Source organism: Nonomuraea sp. NPDC049269, from assembly GCF_043197155.1.
Lineage (GTDB): Bacteria > Actinomycetota > Actinomycetes > Streptosporangiales > Streptosporangiaceae > Nonomuraea.
Map to the genome: position 1 here is coordinate 950,142 of NZ_JBICSO010000001.1, position 21,494 is coordinate 971,635.

The following is a 21,494-nucleotide window of genomic DNA, read 5'->3' on the forward strand; positions in this document are numbered from 1 at the left end:
GGGTTTTTCGACCTGCGGGGCCCCCTACGCCCACCCCCCCCCCGGGTGGGGGGCGCCTACCCCCCCCCCCCCCCCCCCCGCGGCGGCCGCGGGGGGGCCCCCCCCCCCCCCCCCCCCCACCGCCGCGCAGGCGATCGGCGGCTTCGACTACTCCCGGGCGCAGGTGTCCACCACCGGCCTGCAGGTGCCGTGGGGGCTGGCCTTCCTGCCCGACGGCAGCGCGCTGGTCTCCGAGCGCGGCACCGCCAGGATTCTCCAGGTACGCCCCGGTCAGTCCCCGGTTCGGGTGGCCACCGTCAACGGGGTGGCCGCCTCCGGCGAGGGCGGGCTGCTCGGCATCGCCGTGTCGCCGACGTACGCCCAGGACCAGTGGGTCTACGCCTACTTCTCGACGAGCAACGACAACCGGCTGGTCCGGTTCCGGCTGAACGCGCCGCAGATCCAGAACGTCCTCTTCTCCGGCGTGCCGCGGGCCGCCAACCACAACGGTGGCCGCATCGCCTTCGGCCCCGACGGCCAGCTGTACGTGTCCACCGGGGACGCCGGCAACACCGCCAACGCACAGAACCTGAACACCCCGGCGGGCAAGATCCTGCGCATGACGCCGAGCGGCGGCGTCCCGCCGGACAATCCCTTCGCCGGCTCCCGGGTTTACAGCTACGGCCACCGCAACGTGCAGGGCCTGGCCTGGGACGCGCAGGGCAGGATGTACGCCTCCGAGTTCGGTCAGAACACCCGGGACGAGGTCAACCGGATCGTCGCGGGCGGCAACTACGGCTGGCCCACCTGCGAGGGCGTCTGCGGCAACCCGTCCTTCCGCGACCCGATCGTCACCTGGTCGACGGCCGAGGCGTCACCGAGCGGGCTCGCGTACGCCAACGGCACGCTGTTCGCCGCCGCCTTGGGCGGGACCCGGCTGTGGACCGTCCCCCTGACGAGTAGCGGCGGGGCCGGGACCCCGGTCGCCGAGCTGCGGGGAGCCTACGGGCGGCTGCGCGCGGTCGCGGTGGGGCCGGACGGCTGGCTGTGGGTGACGACGAGCAACCGCGACGGGCGCGGCTCCCCGGTGGCCCAGGACGACCGCATCATCCGCATTCCGCCCACCGGCACGCCCTGAGGCATGGCGGTGGGCTCGGCTCACGTGCCTGGTGGCTGACGGCGCCCTGCGGGCGATTCGCGCGGACGTCAGTGCCCGGCGTGCTCCTGAGGCTTGGCCACCACCCAGGCCCGGGCGGAGCCCACCTGCCGCTCCAGGTCGGACAGGAGGGCGGCGAGGTTCTCGTGGTCCATGTACGCGGTCTGCTCGATGCTCGATCGGTGTGCCTCCACCTGCCCCGCCAGGCTGTTGATCTTGCTCAGGGTGTCGCCGAGGTCCCGACTTTCCTGCTGACTCAGATCGCACATGCCTTAACAGTAAATACAGTCCCTCAGGCCGTACATATGTCTGACAAGTAGGTTGTGCGTGTCCGAACGCTGAAAGGATGGGCGTATGCGCCTCGCCCGAGCCATCGTCTTCGCGGTGGTGTGTGCCGCCGTGTCGGCGGCCGGGCATGCCTTCGCGGGTGGCGCGGCGGTCGCGCCCGGCGTCATGGTGGTGGGCGGGCTGGGCGCGCTCGTGCTGGCGTACGTTCTGAGCGGGCGCGAGCGTGGCCCCGCGGTGGTGCTGGGCGCCACGGTGGGGGCGCAGGTATCGCTGCACAAGCTGTTCGAGCTGACCGCGCCCGGCACCGGGCACGTGCATTTCGCCGTGGGCATGGCGCTGGTCCACCTGACGATCGCCGTGCTGACGGGCTGGTGGCTGCATCGGGGTGAGAGCGCGTTCTGGCTCATGCTGCGCCTGTCGGGGCGGCCCCGGCTCGCCCTGCCGCGGCCGTTCCGCGCGATTCCCGCGATCGACCCGGCTCCGCCACGGCCGGCGCCGGCTCGGCGGGCGCCGCTCAGGCCGTCGGTCACGGGCCGGATCGCGACCGCGGAGCCACGGAGAGGACCTCCCACGAGGGGAGACACCGCATCGCCAACAAAGCTTCCCTCGTCATGGAGTTCACCTTGTCCTTTCTTCTTCGCAGAACCCTTGTGGCGGTGATCGGGTGCGGGCTGTTCCTGGCCGCTACCGCGCCCGCCGCGCTCGCCCACGACAGTCTCAAGAGCAGTTCGCCCGCCAAGGGCGCCACCGTGTCCAGCGTCGAGACGATCGAGCTGGAGTACTCCTCTCGCGTCCGCTTCCCGCTGGTGGTGCTGCGCACCGCCGCCGGCCAGCTGATCAAGCTCGGCGAGCCGCAGGCCGACGGGCCCAAGGTGCGGACCGCCGTGCCCGGCCCGCTGGCGGGCGGCTCGTACGTCATCGCCTGGCGGGTGGTCTCGTCCGACGGCCACCCGATCGAGGGCGAGATCCCCTTCACCGTGAAGGGGACCTCGTCCGGCACGACCGCGCCCGCGGCGGCGGCTGCCACGACCGCACCCGCCGCCTCGGCGCAGACCACCCGACCTGCCGCTGCGGCGCAGGGCGGGGGCGGCATCCCCGGCTGGCTCTGGGCCGGACTCGCCGCGCTGGTCGTGCTCGGCCTGGTGATCTGGCTGCTGTCCAGACGGACGAGCGGCCCCGGCGAGCCCGCCGGGCAACCGGACGCACCAGCCGAACCGGCCGGGCAGCCGGACGGCCCGGTCGGACGTACCTGACCGGTCGAACCGGGCCAGGCCAGGCAGGCCGGGCGGATCGGCCGCCCGGCATCAGGGCACCAGCCACCCCAGCACCGGCGTCGACTGCAGGAACACCAGCACGCACAGGATGAGCAGCAACACCGCGCTCCAGCCGATCACCCGGCGGAACAGGTTGCCCTCCTCCCCCACCAGGCCGACCGCGGCCGTGCCGATGGCCAGGTTCTGCGGCGAGATCATCTTGCCCATCACCCCGCCCGAGCTGTTGGCCGCGCCGAACAGCTCCGGCGGGATGTTCAGCTGGCCCGCCGCGGTGGTCTGGAGCTTGGCGAACAGGGCGTTGGCGCCGGCGTCCGTACCGGTGATCGCGACGCCGAACCAGCCGACGACCGGTGACAGGAACGCGAAGAACGCGCCCGCGCCCGCCAGGAACAGGCCGAGCGTCTGGATCTGCCCCGAGAACTGCATCACGAAGGCCAGGGCGAAGACCGACAGGATGGTGACGATGGCCCAGCCGAACTGCCGGATCGTCGCCCCGTAGGTCGCCAGGGCCGAGGCCGGACTGATCCGCAGCACCAGGAGCGTGAGCAGCCCGGAGACGAACAGCAGCGTCCCGGGGTGCGCCGCCCAAGGCAGTTCGTAGACCACGGGCACCGCCTTGCCCGCCGGGTTCACCAGGTCGAGCCCGGGCCAAGTGGGCTTGACGGTGAAGCCGGCGAGGAAGGTCTTGATCGCGGGGATCTGCGCGATGGAGAACAGCGCGATGATGATCGCGTACGGGGCGAAGGCCGTGAGCTTGTCGCCGGTGGTGTCGCCGCCGGGGCGGCCGTGGACGCGGACGAACGCGGGGTCGTCCACGGACCCGCCCGCGATCGGCGTGGGGCTCGGCGTGAACCCGACCGTCTCGGCCGGCTTCCAGATCTTGCCGAAAGCGACCAGCACGATCGCCGAGACCAGGGCCGCCGCGATGTCCGTGAGCAGATAGTTGACCTGCGACATCAGGATCTGCGTGGCGCCGAAGCTGACCCCGGCGACGAGCGCGGCGGGCCACGCCTGGCGCAGGCCGCGCCGCCCGTCGGCGACGAAGACCAGGATGAACGGCACGAGCAGCGCGATGAACGCGGTCTGGCGGCCCGCCATCGCGCCGAACGGCTCGGGCGGCAGTTCGGTGACGCTGCCCAGGATCGTGATCGGGTTGCCCATGCCGCCGAAGGCGACGGGCGCGGTGTTGGCGATGAGCGCGACGACCGCGGCGCGCATCGGCTCGAAGCCGAGCGCGATGAGCATGACCGCGCAGATGGCGATCGGCGAGCCGCCGCCGGCCAGGGCCTCGATGAGCGCGCCGAAGGAGAACGCGATGACGATCGCGGTGATCCGCTTGTCGTCGCTGATGCCCTGGAAGGCCCGGCGCAGTACGGCGAAGTGGCCGCTGCGCTCGGTCATCTTGTAGATCCAGATGGCGTTGAAGGTGATCCACAGGATCAGTAGCACCGCCCTGGCCGCGCCGTACACGGCGGAGTCGAGTGCCTGGCCGATCGGCATGCCGTACGCGAACGGCAGGACCGCGATCAGGAAGCCGACGACCAGGCCGGAGATGCCCGCCCAGTGGGCTTTCCACTTGAAGACGCCCAGCAGCACCAGCACCGCGAGCAGGGGCAGGGCGGCAAGGAGGGCGGACAGCCATAAGGAGCCGGTGGGGTTGAAGTTCTGCTGGTACACCGCGCGCCTCCGAGGGTTAGGCGTTCCATTGGATAGAACAGTGTTCCGTGTCTAGGATCGTAGGACGCGGATCAACCGGAGGGAAGAGATGGAAATACGGCATGCCACCGCACCCGATCAGATCCACCACTTCGGCACCGCGGAGCTCCGCGCCCGCTACCTCGTCGAGGGCCTGTTCGGGCCGGAGGTGGACGGTGTCTACACGCATCAGGACCGGATGGTCGTCGCCGGGGTGCGGCCGAGCGGGAAGGCGCGGCTGACGGCGTTCGACCCGCTGCGCTCGGAGCACTTCCTGGAGCGCCGCGAGCTGGGCGTGATCAACATCGGGGAGACGGGCACCGTGGAGGTCGACGGCGTGCCGTACGAGCTGGACCCCAAGGACTGCCTGTACGTCGGCAAGGGCGCGCGCGAGGTGACGTTCGAGCGCGGCACGTTCTACCTGGTCTCCGCCCCCGCGCACGAGACGTTCCCGACCACGCACGCGCGGCTGAAGGACGTGGATCCGGTACGGCTGGGCAGCGCCGGCGGCTCGAACGACCGGACCATCTACAAGTACATCCACCTCGACGGCATCCGCAGCTGCCAGCTCGTCATGGGCGTGACGGTGCTGGAGCCGGGCAGCATGTGGAACACCATGCCGTGCCACACCCACGACCGCCGTACCGAGGTCTACCTGTACTTCGATCTGCCGCGCGACGAGCGCGTCGTGCATCTGATGGGCCGCCCCGACGAGACCCGCAACCTGATCGTGGCCAACGAGCAGGCGGTGATCTCGCCGAGCTGGTCGGTGCACTGCGGGTTCGGCACCCGCAGCTACGCGTTCGTGTGGGCGATGGCCGGGGAGAACCAGGCGTTCGACGACATGGACCAGGTCGCGATCACCGAGATGCGGTGACGGATGGAGCCGTTCTCTTTGACCGGCCGGACGGCGCTGGTCACCGGGGCGCGGTCGGGGATCGGCCAGGCGATCGCGGTCGGCCTCGCGCGGGCCGGGGCCGACCTGATCCTGCACGGCCACCGCGACGACCTCGACGAGACCGAGCGCCAGGTGAAGCCGCTCGGGAGCGACGTGCGCAAGCTCGTCCTCGATCTGAGCGACCCGGCCGCGATCAGACCCGCGCTGGAGCCGGTCCTGGCCCGGCGCGAGGTGGACATCCTGGTCAACAACGCGGGCACGATCAGCCGGGGCTCGACCAGCCTGGACGACTGGCGCCGGGTGCTGGCCGTCAACCTCGACGCCGTGTACGTGCTCAGCCAGGCGCTGCTGGAGCACGGCGCCACGAAGGTGATCTCGATCGCGTCGCTGCTGTCGTTCCAGGGCGGCATCAACGTGGCGTCCTACGCGGCGGCCAAGCACGCGGTGGCCGGGCTGACCAAGGCGCTGTCCAACGAGTGGGCGCCGCGCGGCGCGCAGATCAACGCCATCGCCCCCGGCTACATCGCCACCGACAACACCACGGCCCTGCGGGAGGACGCGCGGCGCGAGCAGGAGATCAGGTCGCGGATCCCGGCCGGGCGCTGGGGCGAGCCCGCGGACCTGGCGGGCGCGGCCGTCTTCCTCGCCTCGCGCGCCTCCGACTACGTCACGGGCCACATACTGGTCGTGGACGGCGGCTGGCTGGCCCGCTGAGTATGCTTGATCGGGTGGACAACCGGCCGAGCACCGCCATCGACAAGGCGCTCTGGGTGCTGGAGGCCCTCGCCGAGCACGAGAGCGTGACCAAGATCGCGACGGCGACGGGCCTGCCCAAGTCGACGACCCACCGCATCCTGCAGTCGCTGGCCGAGCACGGCTTCGCCCGGCCCGACGGCACCGGCGGCTACCTGCCGGGCCCCAAGATCCTCACGCTGGCCGGCCGGATGCTGGCCCGCTTCGATCCGGTACGCCAGGCGTCGCCGGTGCTGCAGCGCCTGCACGACCAGACCGGCTACACCGTGCACCTGGCCGTGCTCAACGGCGACGAGGCCGTCTACGCCGCCAAGCTGGAGGGGCGCAAGCCCTACCAGATGCCCTCGCGTGTCGGCATGTCGCTGTGGCTGCACACCAGCGCGATCGGCAAGGCGATGCTCGCGGCCATGTCCGACGACGAGGTGGCGGGCATCACCACCCGCACCGGGCTGACCAGGCGCACGCCCGCCACGATCACCACCCTGGCCGCGCTCCGCCGCCACCTGGCGCGGGTGCGGGAGTGCGGCTTCGCGATCGACGACGAGGAGAACGAGGCGGGCATCCGCTGCGTCGGCGCGGCCGTGTTCGACCACACCGGGCACGTGGTGGCCGGGGTGAGCATCTCGACGCTGACCCACGAGCTGTCGGTCGACGACGCGCAGGAGCTGGGACCACTGGTCGCGGGCACCGCCCACGAGGTCTCCCGCACCCTGGGCGCGCCGATGGAGCTGCCTACCGCCTGAGCGGCTGCCCGTACAACCGGCCTCTAAGCGGCCCGGTGCTGCTCGTACAGCTGGCCGAGGCGGTCGATGCGCCAGAGCTGGCCGAGGACGATCAGCGTCGCGCCGAACACAGCGGGCCACACCTCCAGCGCGACCAGCCCCCAGGCCAGCAGCGCGAACCCGGCCGAGCCCACGCCGATGAGCAGGCGCTGCACCTTGCGGTGGTCGCCGGACACCAGCGACCGGTCCCGCAGCCACATCTTCTCGCCATAGATGCCCTTGGCCGCCCAGCTCGACGGACGCTCGACCGCCGGGAAGGCGTGCGGGTTGACGATCAGCCAGACGACGACCAGCGCCACCGGCACCAGCGACCACCAGCCGATCCACGTCCGGCTCCAGATGGCCAGCATCATCAGCGGGATCGCGGCGAACCTGGTCCAGACGCTCCACGGGTTGGCGTGCCGCTTCCACGCCTCGTCGGTCATCCCCACGGCCCGCGCGTATCTCTTCAGCACGCTCATACGATGAGCCCCCTTGCCAGCGTGTCGATGGTGGCGTCGAGCACCTGCTCGAAGTCGGGTCCGTACCTGTCGCGGTTGACCACCAGCAGGCCCGCGGTGCGCAGCACACCCATCAGCACCTCCGGCGGGACGTCCGCGACGATGACGCCGTCGCTCTGCCCCTGGGCGAGGTAGTCGATCAGCGGCGTCACCAGGTGCGGGGTGACCCGGGCGAGCTCCTCGGGGCCGACCCTGCGGGCCACCGCCGCCAGCTCGTCGGGGCGGGTGAGCAGCCGCCGGTAGAACGGGTCAGTGGTGAGCGCCTCGACCATGCCCCGCATGAGGCCGGCCAGCGCCGCCACACTGGGCGGCTGGTCGAGCGCGGCGAGGAGCAGCTTGCCCATCAGCGGCGCCCGGCGGACCATGACCTCCTTGTAGAGCTCCTCCTTCGACTCGAAGAACGCGTAGAAGCTGCCTTTCGCGATGCCCGAGGGGGCGACCAGCTCGTCGAGCGAGGTCTTCTTCAACCCTTGGGCGGCGAAGAGCTCTTCGGCGGTGTCGAGCAGGCACGCGGTGATGCGCGCCCGGTCGTCCGCCGTGAACGCCACGGCCATGTGAATCCCTATGACTGGTTCGGATATTCAGTCATAGCTTAACACCAGGCGGGTGTGCCGCTTGGCGATGACGACCATGCCGTCCGGCGCGGGGCCGGGGTAGGCGTCTATGCGCAGGTCGCCGGCCTCCGGGCGGCCCGCCGCGTCCCACGCCTGGACGTGCGCGGCCAGCTCCGCCGCCAGCCCGGCCCCGTCCGGCCCGTATCCGCGGGCGAGCAGCTCCTGCCCGGCCGCCAGGACGGCCAGGCCGTCCGGGCCGGTGAGGCCCACCGTCATGCCGTACCCCTGGGTGGCCACCGGGGCCCACGGCAGCCGCCCGGTCAACGCGCACCAGCGGGGCTCGTGCATCGCCAGCCACAGGCCGATCCCGCCGCCCATCAGCGACATCCGCGGCAGCGGCGGCACACCGGCGGCCAGCTCGGCGGCGGGGCCGTCCAGCATCGCCAGGACGTCGCCCACCTCGCGCGGCTCCGGCAGCGTGAGCATCAGGTCGGCCTCGCCGTCCAGCATGAGCATGACCTCGGGCCCGGCGGAGGGGCCGCGCATGCGCATGAAGCCGCACGGCTCCACCGACCGGCTGGACCAGTGGTCGCCCGCGTACTCCATGGCCACCGACACCTGCACGCCGCGCAGGTCGAGCGGCACCACGAGCCGGCCGCCCGGCGCCAGCTGCGCCAGCCAGGCCGGGGACAGGTCCCACACGCCGACGGTGGCGATCACCCGGTCGTACGGCGCCGCGTCCGGGAAGCCGGCCGCGCCGTCGGCGCACGCGACGACCACCTCGGGACATCCGGCGGCGTCGAGATGCCGCCGGGCCGCCGCGACCACGTCGGCGTCGATGTCGACGCTGACCACGCGGCCCTCCGGCCCGGCCAGGTACGCGAGCAGGGCGGCGTTGTAGCCGGTGCCCGCGCCGATCTCCAGCACCCGATCGCCGGGCCGGACGTCGAGCTGGTCGAGCATGATGCCCATGATCGCGGGCTGCGAGGAGGAGCTGATCGGCCGGCCCTCCTCGTCGCGTTTGGTGACGATGGGCTCGTCCCGGTAGGCCGCCGCCGGGTCGAACTCCGGCAGGAAGAGATGGCGCGGGACCAGGCGGAAGCCCTCCGCCACCCGATCGCTCACCTCCCCGCGCTCCAGCAGCTGGGCGACCATGGCCTCGCGGTGCTCGTCGAACTCCATATCCGACATGATCCCCGCGACCACCGCAGAAATGCCGGCAAAGATTTCAGGTCAGAGGGTTTGACCCGCTCGATGAGGGAAGGGCGGGGAGTTCATGTACGTCGATCGTGAGGAGGAGCCGTAGTGCTCACCCTGACAACTAACGCAGCTCAGGCGATTCGTGACTTGACCGCGTCTGCTCCTGAGCCTGCCCAGAGCGGCATCCGCATCTCGTCGCAGGGCGAGGGCGCGAGTTCGCTGACCCTGTCTCTGGCCAACGCGCCGGAGCCGGCCGACGAGGTCGTCGAGGCCGAGGGTGCGCGTGTGTACCTCGACCCGGTGGCCGCCACCGTCCTGGAGGACAAGTCTCTGGACGCGGGAGCGGACGATCAGGGCTCCGTGTCCTTCCTGGTGACCGACCAGCCCGCCTAGACGGGCCCTATCGGCCTGGCGGCCGGCCAGGCCGACCTGAACGGACCACCGCTGGTCCGGTATGACCGGATGTATCGGACGTACCGGACCAGCGGTCTGTCAGCCGTCGGCGAGCAGCTTGTGCAGGTAGTGGATCTGCTCCTCGCCCTGGAAGCCGCCGCCGCCCTCGTGCCCGTTCCACGGCCAGACGCTGATCTCCTTGGGCCCGCGCCAGTGGTTGTAGGCCGCGAAGACCGTGGAGGGCGGGCAGACCTGATCCATCAGCGCCACCGAGTAGAGCGCGGGCACCTGTCCGCGGGCGGCGAAGTTCACGCCGTCGAAGTACGACAGCGTCCGGAACACCTGCTCGGCGCTCTCCCGCCGGGTGGACAGGAAGCGGACGATCTCCTGGTACGGGTCCTTGTCGGTGATCTCCACGGCCCGGCGGAAGTGCGTCAGGAACGGCACGTCGATCAGCGCCGCCTTGATCGACGGGTGCAGCGCGGCCGCCGCCTGGGCGATGCCGCCACCCTGGCTGCCGCCCGAGGCGACGATCCGCGAGGCGTCCACGGCCGGGTGCGCGGCGGCCACGTCGACCGCCCGGACCGCGTCGGTGAAGACCCGCCGGTAGTAGTACTGGTCGGGGTCGAGGATGCCGCGGGTCATCATGCCGGGGGCCTGGGCGTTGTCGCCGCCGTACGGGTCGCCGGTGACGCCGGGGCTGCCCGGGTTGGCGCCGCCGTGGCCCCGGGTCTCCATCACGAACACCGCGTAGCCCACGGCGGGCCAGCCCAGGTGATCCTTCGGGAAACCGCGGCCGCCGCTGTAGCCGATGTAGTGCATCACGCACGGCACCGGCCCCTCCGCGCCACGCGGCACCAGGAACCAGCCATTGATCCGATGACCGCCCCAGCCCGCGAAGGAGACGTCGTACACGTCGACCGAGGCGAGCGGCAGGTCGTAGCGAGTGAACTCGGCCGCCGGGTCGAACTCGCGCGCCTCCGCCAGTGTGCGCGTCCAGAACTCGTCGAAGTCGGCGGGCTCGTCACGGTCGGGGAGATAGGAACGGAGCTGCTCAAGCGGCAGGTCGAACAGGGCCACGTAGGTCTCCAGCCTTGTAGAAGGGTGGTGCTATTTCATCGCATTGATAGGCGTTCGCGCTATTTGGGCCCCTCTACGGGGTTGACTGTGCTTTGACGGAGTGGTCCCATCTCCAGTTGTTAGGAAGCCTTCCTAACGAATTCGGCAGAAGGGCCAGCCGTGCACTCTCCAGCCCGGGCTCGCTTACGCCCGCTGATCCTGCTTCCCCTCCTCACCCTCCTCGCCGCCGGCCTGACCGCGCTGCCCGCGCGGGCGGCCACGGTCCGCTACGAGGCCGAGAACGCCACCGTCAGCCAGGGCGTGGTCGAGGCCAACCACACCGGCTTCTCCGGCACCGGCTTCGTCAACGGCGACAACGTCGTAGGCCCGTACACCGAGTGGACGGTCAACGCACCCTCGGCGGGCACCGCGACGCTGGCCATCCGCTACTCCAACGGCACCACCTCGGCCCGCACCGCGGACGTCTCGGTGAACGGCACCGTCGTCTCGGCCGGCCGCTCCTTCGGCACCACCGCCAACTGGAACACCTGGGCCACCTCCACGCTGACCGCGACGCTGAACGCGGGTGACAACAAGATCCGCGTCACCTCGACGAACGCCGGCGGCAACCCGAACCTCGACTACCTGGAGGCCACGGTCGCCGACGCCCCCGCCACCGAGTACCAGGCGGAGGCGGCCACCCTGTCGGAGGCCAGCGTGGCGACCAACCACACCGGCTACACCGGCACCGGCTTCGTCGACTACGTCAACGCCGTCGGCGGGTACATCGAGTGGAGCGTCAGCGTCGCCGACGCCGGCACCCACACCCTGACCTTCCGCTACGCCAACGGCACCACGGTGACGCGGCCGATGGACATCGCCGTCAACGGCTCCGTGGCCGCCGCCGGCGTGAACTTCGCCAGTACCACCAACTGGGACACCTGGGCCGACGGCCAGGTCACGGTCACCCTGAACGCCGGAGTCAACACGATCCGCGCGACCGGCACCTCCGCCAACGGCGGCCCGAACGTGGACCGGCTGTCCGTCAGCGGCTCCGGCGGCCCGGACGGCCAGGCGCCGAGCGTGCCCGCCAGTCCCCGCGTGACCGGCACCTCGGCCAGCAGCATCTCGCTGGCCTGGAACGACTCCTCGGACAACGTCGGCGTGACCGGCTACAAGGTCTACGAGGGCACCACCGTGGTGGCCACCTCGCCGACGGCCAGCGCCACGATCAACGGCCTGACCTCCGGCTCCACGCACAGCTACACGGTCACCGCCGTGGACGCGGCCGGCAACGAGTCCGGCCACAGCGCCACGGTCACCGGCACCGCCACCGGCGGCACCACCGGGCCCACCGCCGACCAGCTGCTGGCCAAGGTCACGGCGTGCAGTCAGATCTCCAACGGCAAGTACAAGACCGACTCCGACGTCAGTACGGCGACGGTGGCGGTGTGCGAGAAGACCGGCGCGGTGTTCTGGAAGGGGGACATGGACATCGACTGCGACGGCGTCCGCACGACGCAGTGCAACGAGGACACCGACTGCTGCTTCCAGAACGAGACGTTCTGCCAGACCACCTCCGACGGCCCGCTCAACGCGGCGCAGCTCGCCTACATGGTGGTGCCCAGCCCCAGCAGCACCTGGGACTACCGGACCAAGGGAATCGGCTGCGGGACGGTGGTGGCGATCGTCTACAACGGCCAAGTGGAGTACGCCGTCATGGGTGATACCGGGCCGACGGGCATCATCGGTGAGGCGTCGTACCGTACGGCCGCCGACCTGGGCATCAACCCGGACCCGAGCAACGGCGGCACCGACTCCGGCGTCACCTACATCGTGTTCACCGGGTCGGGCACCAAGGTGTCGACGATCGAGAACCACACCCAGGCCGTGAACCTGGGCAGGACGCTCGCACAGCAGTTCCTCAACAACAACTGAAACCGCCCGGCCGGGGTAGGGGCGTCCGGGTGAACGACCACGTGATCCGGATCCCGGACCCCCACCTCCGTCCCGGCCTCATCCTCGACACCCCGGCCGATCCGGCCGACTTCCTGCTGATCTTCGCCGACGACTCGGAGTCGCGGGTGCAGCTCGTCACCGACGACACCGGACGTCCCATGCTCCGGGTGGGCGGATACGTGACCACCCGGGGCGACGTCGTACAGGAGCGGGTGTGGACGGTGCGGGAGATGGCGCGCCGCGACGGCCACCTCCGGCTCCGGCTGGGGCGCTCGCTCCCCTGACGGCTTCTCGATTCACCCTCCCGCGCGGGTGGTTTCAGCTAGTTTCGGCCTGTGCGTACTTTTGCCAGACGAGCCGGCCGGCTGCTGACAGGGCTCGTGATCCTGGCGCTCTCCCCGATCCCGGGCCTGGCGGCGCTGGCCGGCATGGCGATGCTCGGCGCCGGGCCGGACGTCTTCACCGTGACGGGGCTCGCGGTGTTCGCGTCGGTGTTCTTCCTCGGCCTGCTGCTGTGCGTGCCGAGACCGCGCCCGGTCTGGGGGCGCTGGCTGCGGGCCCTGGTCATCCTGTCGGTGGAGGCCGCCGTGGTCTGGCAGGTCGCGGCCGCCACCCTGCACGCGCCGCCGGGCGGCCCCGCGCCGCTGGAACCGGTGGCCGGTCAGCGGGAGTGGCGGCTGGCGACGGGCTCCCAGCTGGCCTACGTACGGCTGGCGCCCAAGCGGGTCACGCGGCCGGAGCCGGTGGTGTTCCTGCACGGCGGGCCCGGACTGCCCGACCTGGCGGGCGACTCGAAGTTCCTCGCCGGGCTCACCGCCGACGGCTACACCGTCTACGTCTACGACCAGCTCGGCGCGGGCCGGTCCGAGCGGCTGGCGGACCCGCGCGGGTACAGCCTGCCCCGCGACGTGGCCGACCTGGAGGCGGTACGGCAGGAGATCGGCGCCCAACGGCTGATCCTCATCGGCCAGGACTACGGCGCCCGGCTGGCCGCGGCCTACCTGGCGGAGCATCCCGACCAGGTCGCCAAGGCCGTCTTCGCCGCCCCCGCCGCCCTCGACCGCCCGCAGGCCGCCTCCTTCTTCACCGGCCCGGACGTTCTCTCACCCCGTCTGCTCGCGGTCTACACGCTCCTGAGATCGAGTCCCCCGGCCGCCCACGCCTTCGCCGGAGACCGCGAACTCGAGCACGACCACGCCGGCGGCTACGCCCGGCTGGCCCAGCGCACCGCCCCCACCGGCCTGCGGCAGGGCCTGGCCGACTCGGCGGTACCGGCCCTGATCGTCAAAGGGGCCCGTGACCGGCAGGAGTGGTCGGCTGTGGACGGTTACCACGCCGCCCTCCCCCAGGCAGGCATCGCCTACCTGGCGGACGGCTCGTACCGGGGCAAGCCCTACCTGAGCACCCTGCGCGCCTTCCTGGCCGGCCGCCCGGTGCGTACGTACGACGGCGCCGGCCCGCCACCCGGCTACCTGGGCCCCCGCTGACGACTCAGGCTTTGGGACTGCCCGTGGCGCAGTGTCCGGCCTTGGCCCCCGCCACCTTCCAGTCGGCGCCGGGGAACGGCGACATGAAGTGCGTCAGCAGGTCCACCGCGTAGTCGGGCACCTGCCCGCCGGGGTCGAGCAGCGAGACCATCTGCGGGCCGTCCGCGCCGCGCAGCGTGATCGAGTTCGTGCCCTTGGCGGCGTAGCCCGGCTTCGCGTCGACGGTCAGGCAGGCCAGCTGCACGCCGGCCGCGCTGATCGCCTGCTTGGCGCCGATCCGGCGCATCCGCTGGTCATAGCGGCGCATGGCGAGCGAGGTGGCCGGGCCGATGCGGACCGCGTCACTGAAGATGTCGTTGCCGAGCTTCCTGCTCAGCTTGACGTTCAGGTTGACGTCGGGGCGCAGGTTCACCCCGCTCGCGGCGAGGGCGAGACGCCCGTAGTCGCCCTCGAAGCCGGGGGCGACATAGCCCAGCGCGGGCGGCGCCTTCATGCCGAACGGGATCTTGCCCGGCCTGACGCGCAGCCACGCCATGCGGCGGACGTCCAGCGACACGTCCTTGATGGTGCTCTTGCCGAGCCCGAAGGCGCCGCCGACCTGGTAGGACAGGAAGCCCGTGGTGTACGGGATCTCCTTGCTGACCGCGATGCGCTGTGGCGCGACCGGGTCGATGGCGAGCCCGGCGTGCACCTGGATCCGCCCCGTCGGCACCGGCTTGGACACCAGGTCGAGCGACTGGTCGGGGTTGAGCCGCACGGTGGTGTCGGCGGCCAGGTCGGTGACGGCGAGCGACACATCGCCCAGCTTCCCCTGCGGGTCGATCAGCCCGCCTTCCACGCCGAGGTGGCCGTCGAGCGTGTTGACGCCGCCCAGCGCCTTGTAGGTGACGGCGGGCATCCGCAGGTTCGCGCCGGACGCGTCCGCGTCCACGCCGAACCTGGCGGGCACGTCGCCGAAGCGCAGCTCGCCGGTGCCCGCCCCGTCCACGGTGACCTTCGCGCTGAGGCGCTTGACGGCCGCGGAGTTCGTCACCCGGATGCGGGTCTGCGCGCCATAGCTGCCCTGCACGGCGACGGCGGCCGGCACCGGGTCGATGGCCACATGACCGCGTAGGTTGCCCGCTTCGGCCAGCAGGTCCAGCGAGCCGAGCGTGGCGGCCGGCTCGATCCGGTAGTTCGCCTGCACGGCGTTGCCCTGTGTCACGTCGAACGGGCCGACGGACATGCTGGTGATCTTGGAAGGCAGCCCGGTGAGCGTGGCCCGCGCCTTGATCGGCACCGGTGCCAGGATCGTACTGGCCAGGTAGACCCCCAGCGAGCGGCGCTTGGGCGCGAATCCGGCGAACGTGAACGACTTCTTGGCCAGGTCGACCGTGACCTGGTCCGGCAGTCCTTGCACGTCGAGGTAGCCCTGGACGCCGAAGCAGCCGCGGTCCGTGCAGAAGGCGCCCGGCTGGCAGCCGGGAGATCCGGCGACGCAGCCGCCGTCCACCAGCGAGATGCCGCCGGGCACGGCCGGCACGGCGGCCATGTTCTTGAGCGCGCCCGCCTTGCCGAGCCAGGCACGGGCCGTCACGTCGAGCCGGGACCCCGAGTACGTCAGCGCGCCGCCGGCCGCCGAGACCGCCAGGCGGCCGGGCAGCGGTCCGAGCCTGCCCAGCAGCCCGAAGCGCAGGTCGCCCTGGGTGACGTCGGTGTCGAGGGCGAGCGTCTGCCGAGCCGCCTTGAAGTCGGCGGTGAAGCCCTGCTCCCCCGGGCTGAACTCGACCGCCGACAGGCCCTTGACCCGCACGCTCGCGTCGAGGTCGCCGGTGGCCTGGTCGTAGTGGGCGGCCAGGTGCGGCCCGGCGGGCGCCTTGGCGCCGTCGTGGTTGGTGAACGCCACGGCCGCCGAGCCGACCGGGCCCGACAGGCCGCGGAAGCGGTAGGCGCCGCCGTTCCAGGAGGCGTCGAAGCGGGCGGGCACGCCGGTCACCTCGGCGGCGGCGGTGATGTAGCGGCCCTGCGCGTTCGCGCGGGCCAGCGCGGAGACCGAGCGCACCGGGCCGTCCGAGGTCCAGGTCAGTGTCTTGGCGGCGGTGTCGGCCACCAGTTCGACGTGCTTGCGCACGCCGGACACCGCGGCCTGGACGTCCTCGCCCTGGGGCTTGGTGACGTAGGCCTTGTTCGCGTAGATCTGCACCTGGCCCAGCGTGGAGGAGGAGGTGATGTCGACCGTCGAGCGCTCCCCCAGCTCCCAGGCGGCCTTGACGTCGTCGTGCACGCCCTGGATGGTGCCGTCGATCGTGGGCCCCGACTTGGTGTCGGTGTAGGCGGCCCTGACCTTGTCGATCACGCCGCTGGCCTGGTAGACCGCCTTCCGCGCGGCCGGGTCGAGCGTCACGTCGACCTTGGCGGGCGTGTTGGAGATCTCCAGCCTGGCCAGGCGGGTGCCGTCGATACTGGCCGCGCCGAGGAAGGACCGGCCGCTGGAGCCGACCTCCAGGCGGGCGCGAGGCACCGCGCCGTAGGTGACGTCGAAGCCGGACAGGCCCGTCAGCAGCCCGGACACGCCGACGGCGTCCCCGTTCTTGATCATCGTGACGTGGCCGCCGCGCGGGCTGGAGATGGCGCCTTCATCGCGCTGCAGCACGACCGCGAACCGGCCGATCTTCGAGCTGGAGGTGTGCGTCACGCGGTGCTCGGCCAGGTCGTTCACCAGGCGGACCTTGGCGGGCAGGCCGCTGAGCTCGGCCCGCAGCACGGTCTTGGCGGCGGCCCGGTCGAAGTAGAGCAGCTTGGCCGAACCGGCCCGCGGGCGGCCCGAGTCGACCGTGAGGATCTGCTTGCCGTTCGCGGCGGTGTACGCGGCGGTCATGGACGGCGGGACGTCGCGGGCCTCGACGCTCGCCGCCCTGGCGAGAGCGCCGTCGCTGTAGACGTAGCTGTGCAGCTCGGCGTGGCGGATCGAGCTCGGGCTGCTGAAGCGGATCCGGGCTCCGTCCTCGCCCCGGGTCAGCGCGATCTTGGCCCTGGCCGGCATCTTGTCCAGCACCGTCTGGGTGAAGCGGCTGCCGCTGACGGCCAGCGCGTCGAGCTTGGCGGAGGCCGAGCTGGTGACGTCCAGGGTGGTCGAGTCAAGGTTCACGTCGACCGAGAGCTTCTCGGTGGCCGGCGTCTGGCGCAGGCTCACCACACTGCGGCCGGTCAGCCCGGCCACGATCGCGGCCGACGCGCCGGGGTCGGTACGCTCGACGCTCGCCTTCACCCGCTTGCCCGTGAGGTCAACGGTGAAGGTGCCCCAGTCGAAGCCGGACAGCGACGCGCCCCGGTGCAGCCCGTCGAAGCCGACCGACACGCGGCCGTCATACTCCGCCCAGACCTGCGCCTTGAGGTTCGTCTCGGCGCCGGGCAGCCGCCTGACCGCGAAGCCCAGCCCGACGGCCGAGTCCTTGGGACTGGCCGTGGGCACCAGGTCGGCGGCCAGGTCGGGCATGCCGTCGCCGGTGATGTCGGCGGCGGCGGGCACCCCCACGGGCCGGGAGACCGAGCAGGAGACCGGTACCGCCGCACTCTCCACGCAGAGCCGGTAGGACAGCGACGACGCGACCTTCTGGGCGGCGAGCTTGTCGAACAGCCCCGCGACCGGATTCTTCACCGCCAGCGTGGCCGCCTGGCCGGTATCGGGCAGCACCTGCTTCGGGTCGGGCCGCTTCGCGCCGACGCGCTTGGCCGCCTCCGCGGTGATCTCGTTGACCAGCGTGGGCCCGGCGGGCGTCGTCACCTCCGGCGCCTGCGGGCCGACGCTTTCGGCGCCCGCGTCCCTGCGGGCCAGCGACGGCTCCAGCGGCACGTTCACGGCGGCGGGCGCCGGCTGCCGCACGGCGGGCACCGGGCGGATCTTGGGTCTGGCCGCCTGTCTACCGGCCGCCTGTCTTTCCGACGGCCGCTCGTACGACAGCTGCTCGTACGACGGCGCGGCCGCCTGCGCGGCGACGGGCACGGCCACCAGGGCCGCGCTGGTCATGGAAGCGGAAACGAGCACGCGCATGAGGGCGTGCCATGGATACCGCACGGAACACTTACCCCCGAAGCGGTGCGATTTACCCCATCAGAAACATAGGTCACAACCCGACCACACTTCATCACTTACCGTCAAATTAGACCCAACATGGGGCCCCAACCTCGGGAAATGACCGGACGGATGTTCTGGTTCAGGTCAGGGCTTCTCCGCCACATAGGAGCGCCGGCGGGGCCACCAGCCCGGCACGGCCGCGCGGCACCTGTCGTGCTCGGTGCCGAACAGCCTCCGCAGCGTCGGCCTCGTACCACCGGACGAACGACGCCACGGGCAGCCACGCGCAATGCTCCGAGGGCGAGGTCTGGTTCGATGAGGGAGCAAGTCCGTTCAGCGGACTGGGCCGGACGATCCGCTGACAGCGGCATCCGCCAGGCTCAAAGGACTGAAGCGTCTGTTCCAGACCTCCCCGCGCACCTATCGCCGAAAATCGCACCTCCCATTCCGGCGAACTGCGCTCAAAACGATGGGCGATGGGGTGTTGTCCGAAAACGGCGTCACAGGACGCTTGAGGGCTCACTGATCACATGGCTGACCTGGTGGGGCTCTCAAGAGCAGCGGGGACTTTCCCCACCGATGCGAGGTGTTGCCCCCAAAAAGGACATAAGCCCCGACGACGGGCGCGAGCCTGCCCATTTTCGCGCCGCTCGCGTGACGCTGTGCCATCCATGATCAGCATCGGCGGCTCGCCACGAAGCCGGTCACCCCGTCAGTCCGGGCTCACGCACATTGCGCGGACCCATCCGGTCCATACTCCAGAACCTGGAGATTCCGCGACAACCACACACCACACCGCCTGATCGTCATCATGTCGCCTTGTCTCTGTCCTGGGGGCGGGGCGATTTCTGTATGCAGGTGCTCCTCCGTCGCGCCCTGTCGCGTTGCCGTGCGCGCGGTCGGTGGGCCCACTCCCGCAGATGTCGCAGGACGAGGTGGCCGATGCCTAGGCCGGCAACATGCCGATGGCTGACATCGTCGCCCAGTTCGCGGTGTGTGACGAGACCATGCGCCGGATCGCGGATGCGGCCGATTCGGGCCGCGATCGAGCAGAAGGCGAACCAGGCGGAGATCGCCCCACCGGTGACAGTGGCTCTCTCGGCGGTGGCGCGGATGGCCGAGCGGGAAGGGCTTGAACTCTTCAGGGGAATCGGCTGTCGTGGGATGTGGACCGGGCTCGCCAGCTGCGCGCCAACAGCAACTCCTACGAGCGGATCGCTCACGAGCCTGGTGTGGCCGCGCGGAGAACACGACCAGTCGAGATGGAGGCCGAGCCCGACACCTGGCAGGCCCTGGCTGGACGGGTGATCTCTGGACAGCGGCACACGGGGCCAGCAAGATGCCCCCATGGGTGAGCTCTGGGAGTTATGGACGCGCTGGCTGGACGGTCAGCAACTCACCGGTGCCACGCTGTGGGGCCAGCCTCTCTATATCTGGGGTCGCTTGGGGAAGGCGCTCCAGTTCCTTGCGGGCCTTACCGTCGTCCTCGATCTGATCGGGCCTGAGCCGCTGCGCGCATTCGGGCGGCGGATGAATAAAATCCCGCGAGTCGATTTTCTTAAGGAGCAGGCAAAAAAGCCACTGAATATCACTGCCAACCAATTCGTGTTGGTAATCCTAGCTTCCTTGCTGATCGCGACATGGCCACTGACCCAGTATACCCGGTCCGAGATTTGGCGATTTCTTTGGACGTCTCATCTCTGGATCGCCCTTGTCGTTATATGCGCAGGTATCACTGTTTGGGCAGCTCTATACCTCTTCGACGACGTTGAGGTCGACTCCTTGCCGGACAAGCTGATCCCTGCGCTATTTGCCGGTGTTGCGCTGACACCCGTCGCGGTCGTGTCTGTCCCACTCGTTCTCGCGATGGCGATTATGTGGGTAGTTACCGTCTACGGCGTCTTACTCCCGGTAAGTTTCACCTTGGCATTCCTCTTGGATCGGGCTCGGCCGGCGCACCCCGCTCGCTGGGCCGCAGTGCTGCTTTTTCTTGCCGGATTCCACTTGGACTTCCTTTCCTCCTGAAGAGCGGGGGGCCGCCGTTGTACTTGTGATCGGGAGCTTCTTGTGGTGGCCGGCCCTTCGGCGGAGCGCTGGCGGAGGCCGTTACAAGTCCGCCTGCGGGGGAGCCCCGGCGCTCCGCATCGTGGAAACCGAACCAAGGGAGGACACATGGCAGACGCGCGATGCCGAGCAAGGACGGCTTGTTCATCATCTGCAGCCCTGAGGTACAGCACGCTGGGATCGCGCATGTTGGAGTCACCGAGAAGCGGATCAGCGCCGCCGTGCGAGGATCACCGCTGGACGGCGCTGGCAAGTCCCGGGCGTTGAGCCGGGCCATTGCGGGCCGACCTCGCATTCTGACCGGCGACTGGGGCTTCCTGATCGGCGATCAGATCGGCTCTGGCCGGTCCTGCGTCGCCCCTCGGGTAGCCCTCCTCGTAGACCTGACGAGGGGGCCATGCTGGTCGTGGCAGGCGGACCTCTCGCTCCGGCGGGTGGGTGGCCGCTCCGCCAGGCATGAGCGACTCCCAGCGGCGGGCCATGACCAGCGACCCGCCCAGGCTGAGGAAGTGCGAGCCCGACACGCCGGCCAGAGTCAGAGTGTGCACGTAGGCCAGCCGACCGACGCCGGCGGCGACGATGACGCCTCACTCTCAGAGTGGGGCTACAGGTCCGAGGTGTGGTGGTGGCGCCGGATGTGCGCTGTAAAGGCCCGCATGTAGCCGGTCAGAAATTCGGCGGTCGACGGCACCTGGATGGCTCCCTCGTCGTCGATCAGTCCCTTGGTGAACTGGATGTAGGCCTCGGGCTGACCCAGCACCGGGGAGTTGGTGAAGGACAGGATGGTCTTGAGGTGCTGCTGTGCGACCGCGGTGGAGATCGGGCCGGGTGAGGTGCCGATGATCGCGGCCGGCTTGCCGTTCAGCACGTTGGCTCCATAGGGCCGGGTCGCCCAGTCGATGGCGTTCTTCAGCGCGCCCGGGATGGACCGGTTGTACTCCGGGGTGATGAACAGGAGGGCGTCGGAGGCTTTGATCGCATCCTTGAACTCCTGGGCCACGGCGGGGTAGTCCGAGTCGTGGTCGTGGCTGTACAAGGGCAGTTCGCCGATGGGGATCTCCGTGAGGTGGAGTTCCGGCGGCGCGAGACGGGTCAAAGCCAGCGCGAGCTTCCTGTTGATCGACTTCAGGGACAGGCTCCCGACGATGTAACCAACGGTGTAAGTCATTGCGTTTTCCTTTCGAGGTGTGAACTTGCCGCCGTCACCATTGACGGTCTGGCCGGTGATGAAGCCGGCGTTGGAAGAGTCGATAAAGACGACCGTGCCGAGAGGGCTTCCGGTCGCGTCGCAGGGCGCGGGTGTCGCGCTGCGCTTCCGGCAGCGCCGCGGGGAACGTCTTGCGCGCCTGTTCGGTAATGGCGAGGCCGAAGTGATCACTTTGGCGGTGATGTTGTAGCC

General features: G+C 70.5%; 21 protein-coding genes. 12 read left to right on the forward strand and 9 right to left on the reverse strand.

The window, feature by feature from the left end; translation table 11 throughout:
* The first annotated feature begins 163 nt into the window (after positions 1–163).
* Entirely contained in the window at positions 164–1,117 is a 954-nt protein-coding gene (locus ACGFNP_RS04425) for a PQQ-dependent sugar dehydrogenase (RefSeq protein WP_393314703.1), read from the forward strand.
* 68 nt (positions 1,118–1,185) lie between these two features.
* Here ACGFNP_RS04425 and ACGFNP_RS04430 read toward each other — a convergent pair whose 3' ends face one another.
* Entirely contained in the window at positions 1,186–1,404 is a 219-nt protein-coding gene (locus ACGFNP_RS04430) for a hypothetical protein (RefSeq protein ID WP_358329480.1), read from the reverse strand.
* Positions 1,405–1,489: 85 nt separating this feature from the next.
* Here ACGFNP_RS04430 and ACGFNP_RS04435 point away from each other — a divergent pair, with 85 nt between their 5' ends.
* Together ACGFNP_RS04435 and ACGFNP_RS04440 are read left to right on the forward strand one after the other, a co-directional pair.
* A complete protein-coding gene (locus tag ACGFNP_RS04435; protein ID WP_358329477.1) occupies positions 1,490–2,083 on the forward strand; it encodes an MFS transporter in 594 nt (197 codons plus the stop codon).
* Positions 2,047–2,676, forward strand: coding sequence for a copper resistance CopC family protein (locus tag ACGFNP_RS04440; protein ID WP_358329474.1), 630 nt, complete (start codon positions 2,047–2,049; stop codon positions 2,674–2,676). Before ACGFNP_RS04435 ends, ACGFNP_RS04440 begins: the two co-directional genes overlap by 37 nt.
* Positions 2,677–2,727: 51 nt before the next feature.
* On the opposite strand, the gene ACGFNP_RS04445 is transcribed toward ACGFNP_RS04440, so the two are convergent.
* Positions 2,728–4,374: an L-lactate permease gene (locus tag ACGFNP_RS04445; RefSeq protein ID WP_393314707.1), complete on the reverse strand. Its 1,647-nt coding sequence runs from the start codon at positions 4,372–4,374 to the stop codon at positions 2,728–2,730.
* A gap of 88 nt (positions 4,375–4,462) precedes the next feature.
* Here ACGFNP_RS04445 and kduI point away from each other — a divergent pair, with 88 nt between their 5' ends.
* The 3 genes from kduI to ACGFNP_RS04460 are packed head-to-tail and all read left to right on the forward strand — an operon-like array spanning position 4,463 to position 6,786.
* Entirely contained in the window at positions 4,463–5,269 is an 807-nt protein-coding gene (gene kduI / locus ACGFNP_RS04450) for a 5-dehydro-4-deoxy-D-glucuronate isomerase (RefSeq protein WP_393314710.1), read from the forward strand.
* Positions 5,270–5,287: 18 nt separating this feature from the next.
* Positions 5,288–6,004: an SDR family oxidoreductase gene (locus ACGFNP_RS04455; RefSeq protein WP_393314713.1), complete on the forward strand. Its 717-nt coding sequence runs from the start codon at positions 5,288–5,290 to the stop codon at positions 6,002–6,004.
* A gap of 14 nt (positions 6,005–6,018) precedes the next feature.
* A complete protein-coding gene (locus ACGFNP_RS04460; RefSeq protein WP_358329462.1) occupies positions 6,019–6,786 on the forward strand; it encodes an IclR family transcriptional regulator in 768 nt (255 codons plus the stop codon).
* A 23-nt stretch (positions 6,787–6,809) separates the two neighbouring features.
* Here ACGFNP_RS04460 and ACGFNP_RS04465 read toward each other — a convergent pair whose 3' ends face one another.
* Genes ACGFNP_RS04465 through fxlM form a run of 3 tightly spaced genes read right to left on the reverse strand, consistent with a single transcriptional unit; the run spans position 6,810 to position 9,061 of the window.
* On the reverse strand, positions 6,810–7,280 hold the full coding sequence (locus tag ACGFNP_RS04465) for a DUF6653 family protein (RefSeq protein WP_358329459.1): 471 nt from the start codon (positions 7,278–7,280) through the stop codon (positions 6,810–6,812).
* 2 nt (positions 7,281–7,282) lie between these two features.
* On the reverse strand, positions 7,283–7,879 hold the full coding sequence (locus ACGFNP_RS04470) for a TetR/AcrR family transcriptional regulator (RefSeq protein WP_358329456.1): 597 nt from the start codon (positions 7,877–7,879) through the stop codon (positions 7,283–7,285).
* 27 nt (positions 7,880–7,906) lie between these two features.
* On the reverse strand, positions 7,907–9,061 hold the full coding sequence (gene fxlM, locus ACGFNP_RS04475) for a methyltransferase, FxLD system (protein WP_393314718.1): 1,155 nt from the start codon (positions 9,059–9,061) through the stop codon (positions 7,907–7,909).
* 165 nt (positions 9,062–9,226) lie between these two features.
* Here fxlM and ACGFNP_RS04480 point away from each other — a divergent pair, with 165 nt between their 5' ends.
* Positions 9,227–9,472, forward strand: a complete 246-nt coding sequence (locus ACGFNP_RS04480) for a Fe-S cluster assembly protein HesB (protein ID WP_358329450.1) — start codon at positions 9,227–9,229, stop codon at positions 9,470–9,472.
* A 99-nt stretch (positions 9,473–9,571) separates the two neighbouring features.
* On the opposite strand, the gene ACGFNP_RS04485 is transcribed toward ACGFNP_RS04480, so the two are convergent.
* A complete protein-coding gene (locus ACGFNP_RS04485; RefSeq protein WP_358329447.1) occupies positions 9,572–10,552 on the reverse strand; it encodes an acetylxylan esterase in 981 nt (326 codons plus the stop codon).
* Between the two features lie 159 nt (positions 10,553–10,711).
* Here ACGFNP_RS04485 and ACGFNP_RS04490 point away from each other — a divergent pair, with 159 nt between their 5' ends.
* Genes ACGFNP_RS04490 through ACGFNP_RS04500 form a run of 3 tightly spaced genes read left to right on the forward strand, consistent with a single transcriptional unit; the run spans position 10,712 to position 13,977 of the window.
* Positions 10,712–12,469 (forward strand): glycoside hydrolase family 75 protein, encoded by a 1,758-nt coding sequence (locus ACGFNP_RS04490; protein WP_393314721.1) that lies wholly within the window; start codon positions 10,712–10,714, stop codon positions 12,467–12,469.
* A 29-nt stretch (positions 12,470–12,498) separates the two neighbouring features.
* Positions 12,499–12,774, forward strand: a complete 276-nt coding sequence (locus ACGFNP_RS04495; protein WP_393314724.1) for a hypothetical protein — start codon at positions 12,499–12,501, stop codon at positions 12,772–12,774.
* Between the two features lie 51 nt (positions 12,775–12,825).
* Positions 12,826–13,977 carry an alpha/beta fold hydrolase gene (locus ACGFNP_RS04500; RefSeq protein ID WP_393314727.1) on the forward strand — a complete coding sequence of 384 codons (1,152 nt, stop codon included), beginning with the start codon at positions 12,826–12,828 and terminating at the stop codon, positions 13,975–13,977.
* Between the two features lie 4 nt (positions 13,978–13,981).
* Here ACGFNP_RS04500 and ACGFNP_RS04505 read toward each other — a convergent pair whose 3' ends face one another.
* On the reverse strand, positions 13,982–18,001 hold the full coding sequence (locus ACGFNP_RS04505; protein WP_393314730.1) for a hypothetical protein: 4,020 nt from the start codon (positions 17,999–18,001) through the stop codon (positions 13,982–13,984).
* 1,377 nt (positions 18,002–19,378) lie between these two features.
* Between ACGFNP_RS04505 and ACGFNP_RS04510 the strand changes: the two genes are divergently transcribed.
* A complete protein-coding gene (locus tag ACGFNP_RS04510; RefSeq protein ID WP_358329432.1) occupies positions 19,379–20,056 on the forward strand; it encodes a hypothetical protein in 678 nt (225 codons plus the stop codon).
* A gap of 269 nt (positions 20,057–20,325) precedes the next feature.
* On the opposite strand, the gene ACGFNP_RS04515 is transcribed toward ACGFNP_RS04510, so the two are convergent.
* Positions 20,326–20,643 (reverse strand): hypothetical protein, encoded by a 318-nt coding sequence (locus ACGFNP_RS04515; protein WP_358329428.1) that lies wholly within the window; start codon positions 20,641–20,643, stop codon positions 20,326–20,328.
* A 56-nt stretch (positions 20,644–20,699) separates the two neighbouring features.
* Positions 20,700–21,263 (reverse strand): NADPH-dependent FMN reductase, encoded by a 564-nt coding sequence (locus tag ACGFNP_RS04520; protein WP_358329425.1) that lies wholly within the window; start codon positions 21,261–21,263, stop codon positions 20,700–20,702.
* A gap of 19 nt (positions 21,264–21,282) precedes the next feature.
* On the opposite strand from ACGFNP_RS04520, the gene ACGFNP_RS04525 reads away from it, so the two are divergent.
* On the forward strand, positions 21,283–21,492 hold the full coding sequence (locus ACGFNP_RS04525) for a hypothetical protein (protein ID WP_393314735.1): 210 nt from the start codon (positions 21,283–21,285) through the stop codon (positions 21,490–21,492).
* Positions 21,493–21,494: the final 2 nt, after the last annotated feature.

Coding starts and splice junctions, on each gene's coding strand:
- ACGFNP_RS04430 (WP_358329480.1), bottom strand. CDS start 1,404: ATGTGCGATCTGAGTCAGCAGGAAAGTCGGGACCTCGGCGACACCCTG.
- ACGFNP_RS04435 (WP_358329477.1), top strand. CDS start 1,490: ATGCGCCTCGCCCGAGCCATCGTCTTCGCGGTGGTGTGTGCCGCCGTG.
- kduI (WP_393314710.1), top strand. CDS start 4,463: ATGGAAATACGGCATGCCACCGCACCCGATCAGATCCACCACTTCGGC.
- ACGFNP_RS04470 (WP_358329456.1), bottom strand. CDS start 7,879: ATGGCCGTGGCGTTCACGGCGGACGACCGGGCGCGCATCACCGCGTGC.
- fxlM (WP_393314718.1), bottom strand. CDS start 9,061: ATGGAGTTCGACGAGCACCGCGAGGCCATGGTCGCCCAGCTGCTGGAG.
- ACGFNP_RS04510 (WP_358329432.1), top strand. CDS start 19,379: ATGGGTGAGCTCTGGGAGTTATGGACGCGCTGGCTGGACGGTCAGCAA.
- ACGFNP_RS04520 (WP_358329425.1), bottom strand. CDS start 21,263: ATGACTTACACCGTTGGTTACATCGTCGGGAGCCTGTCCCTGAAGTCG.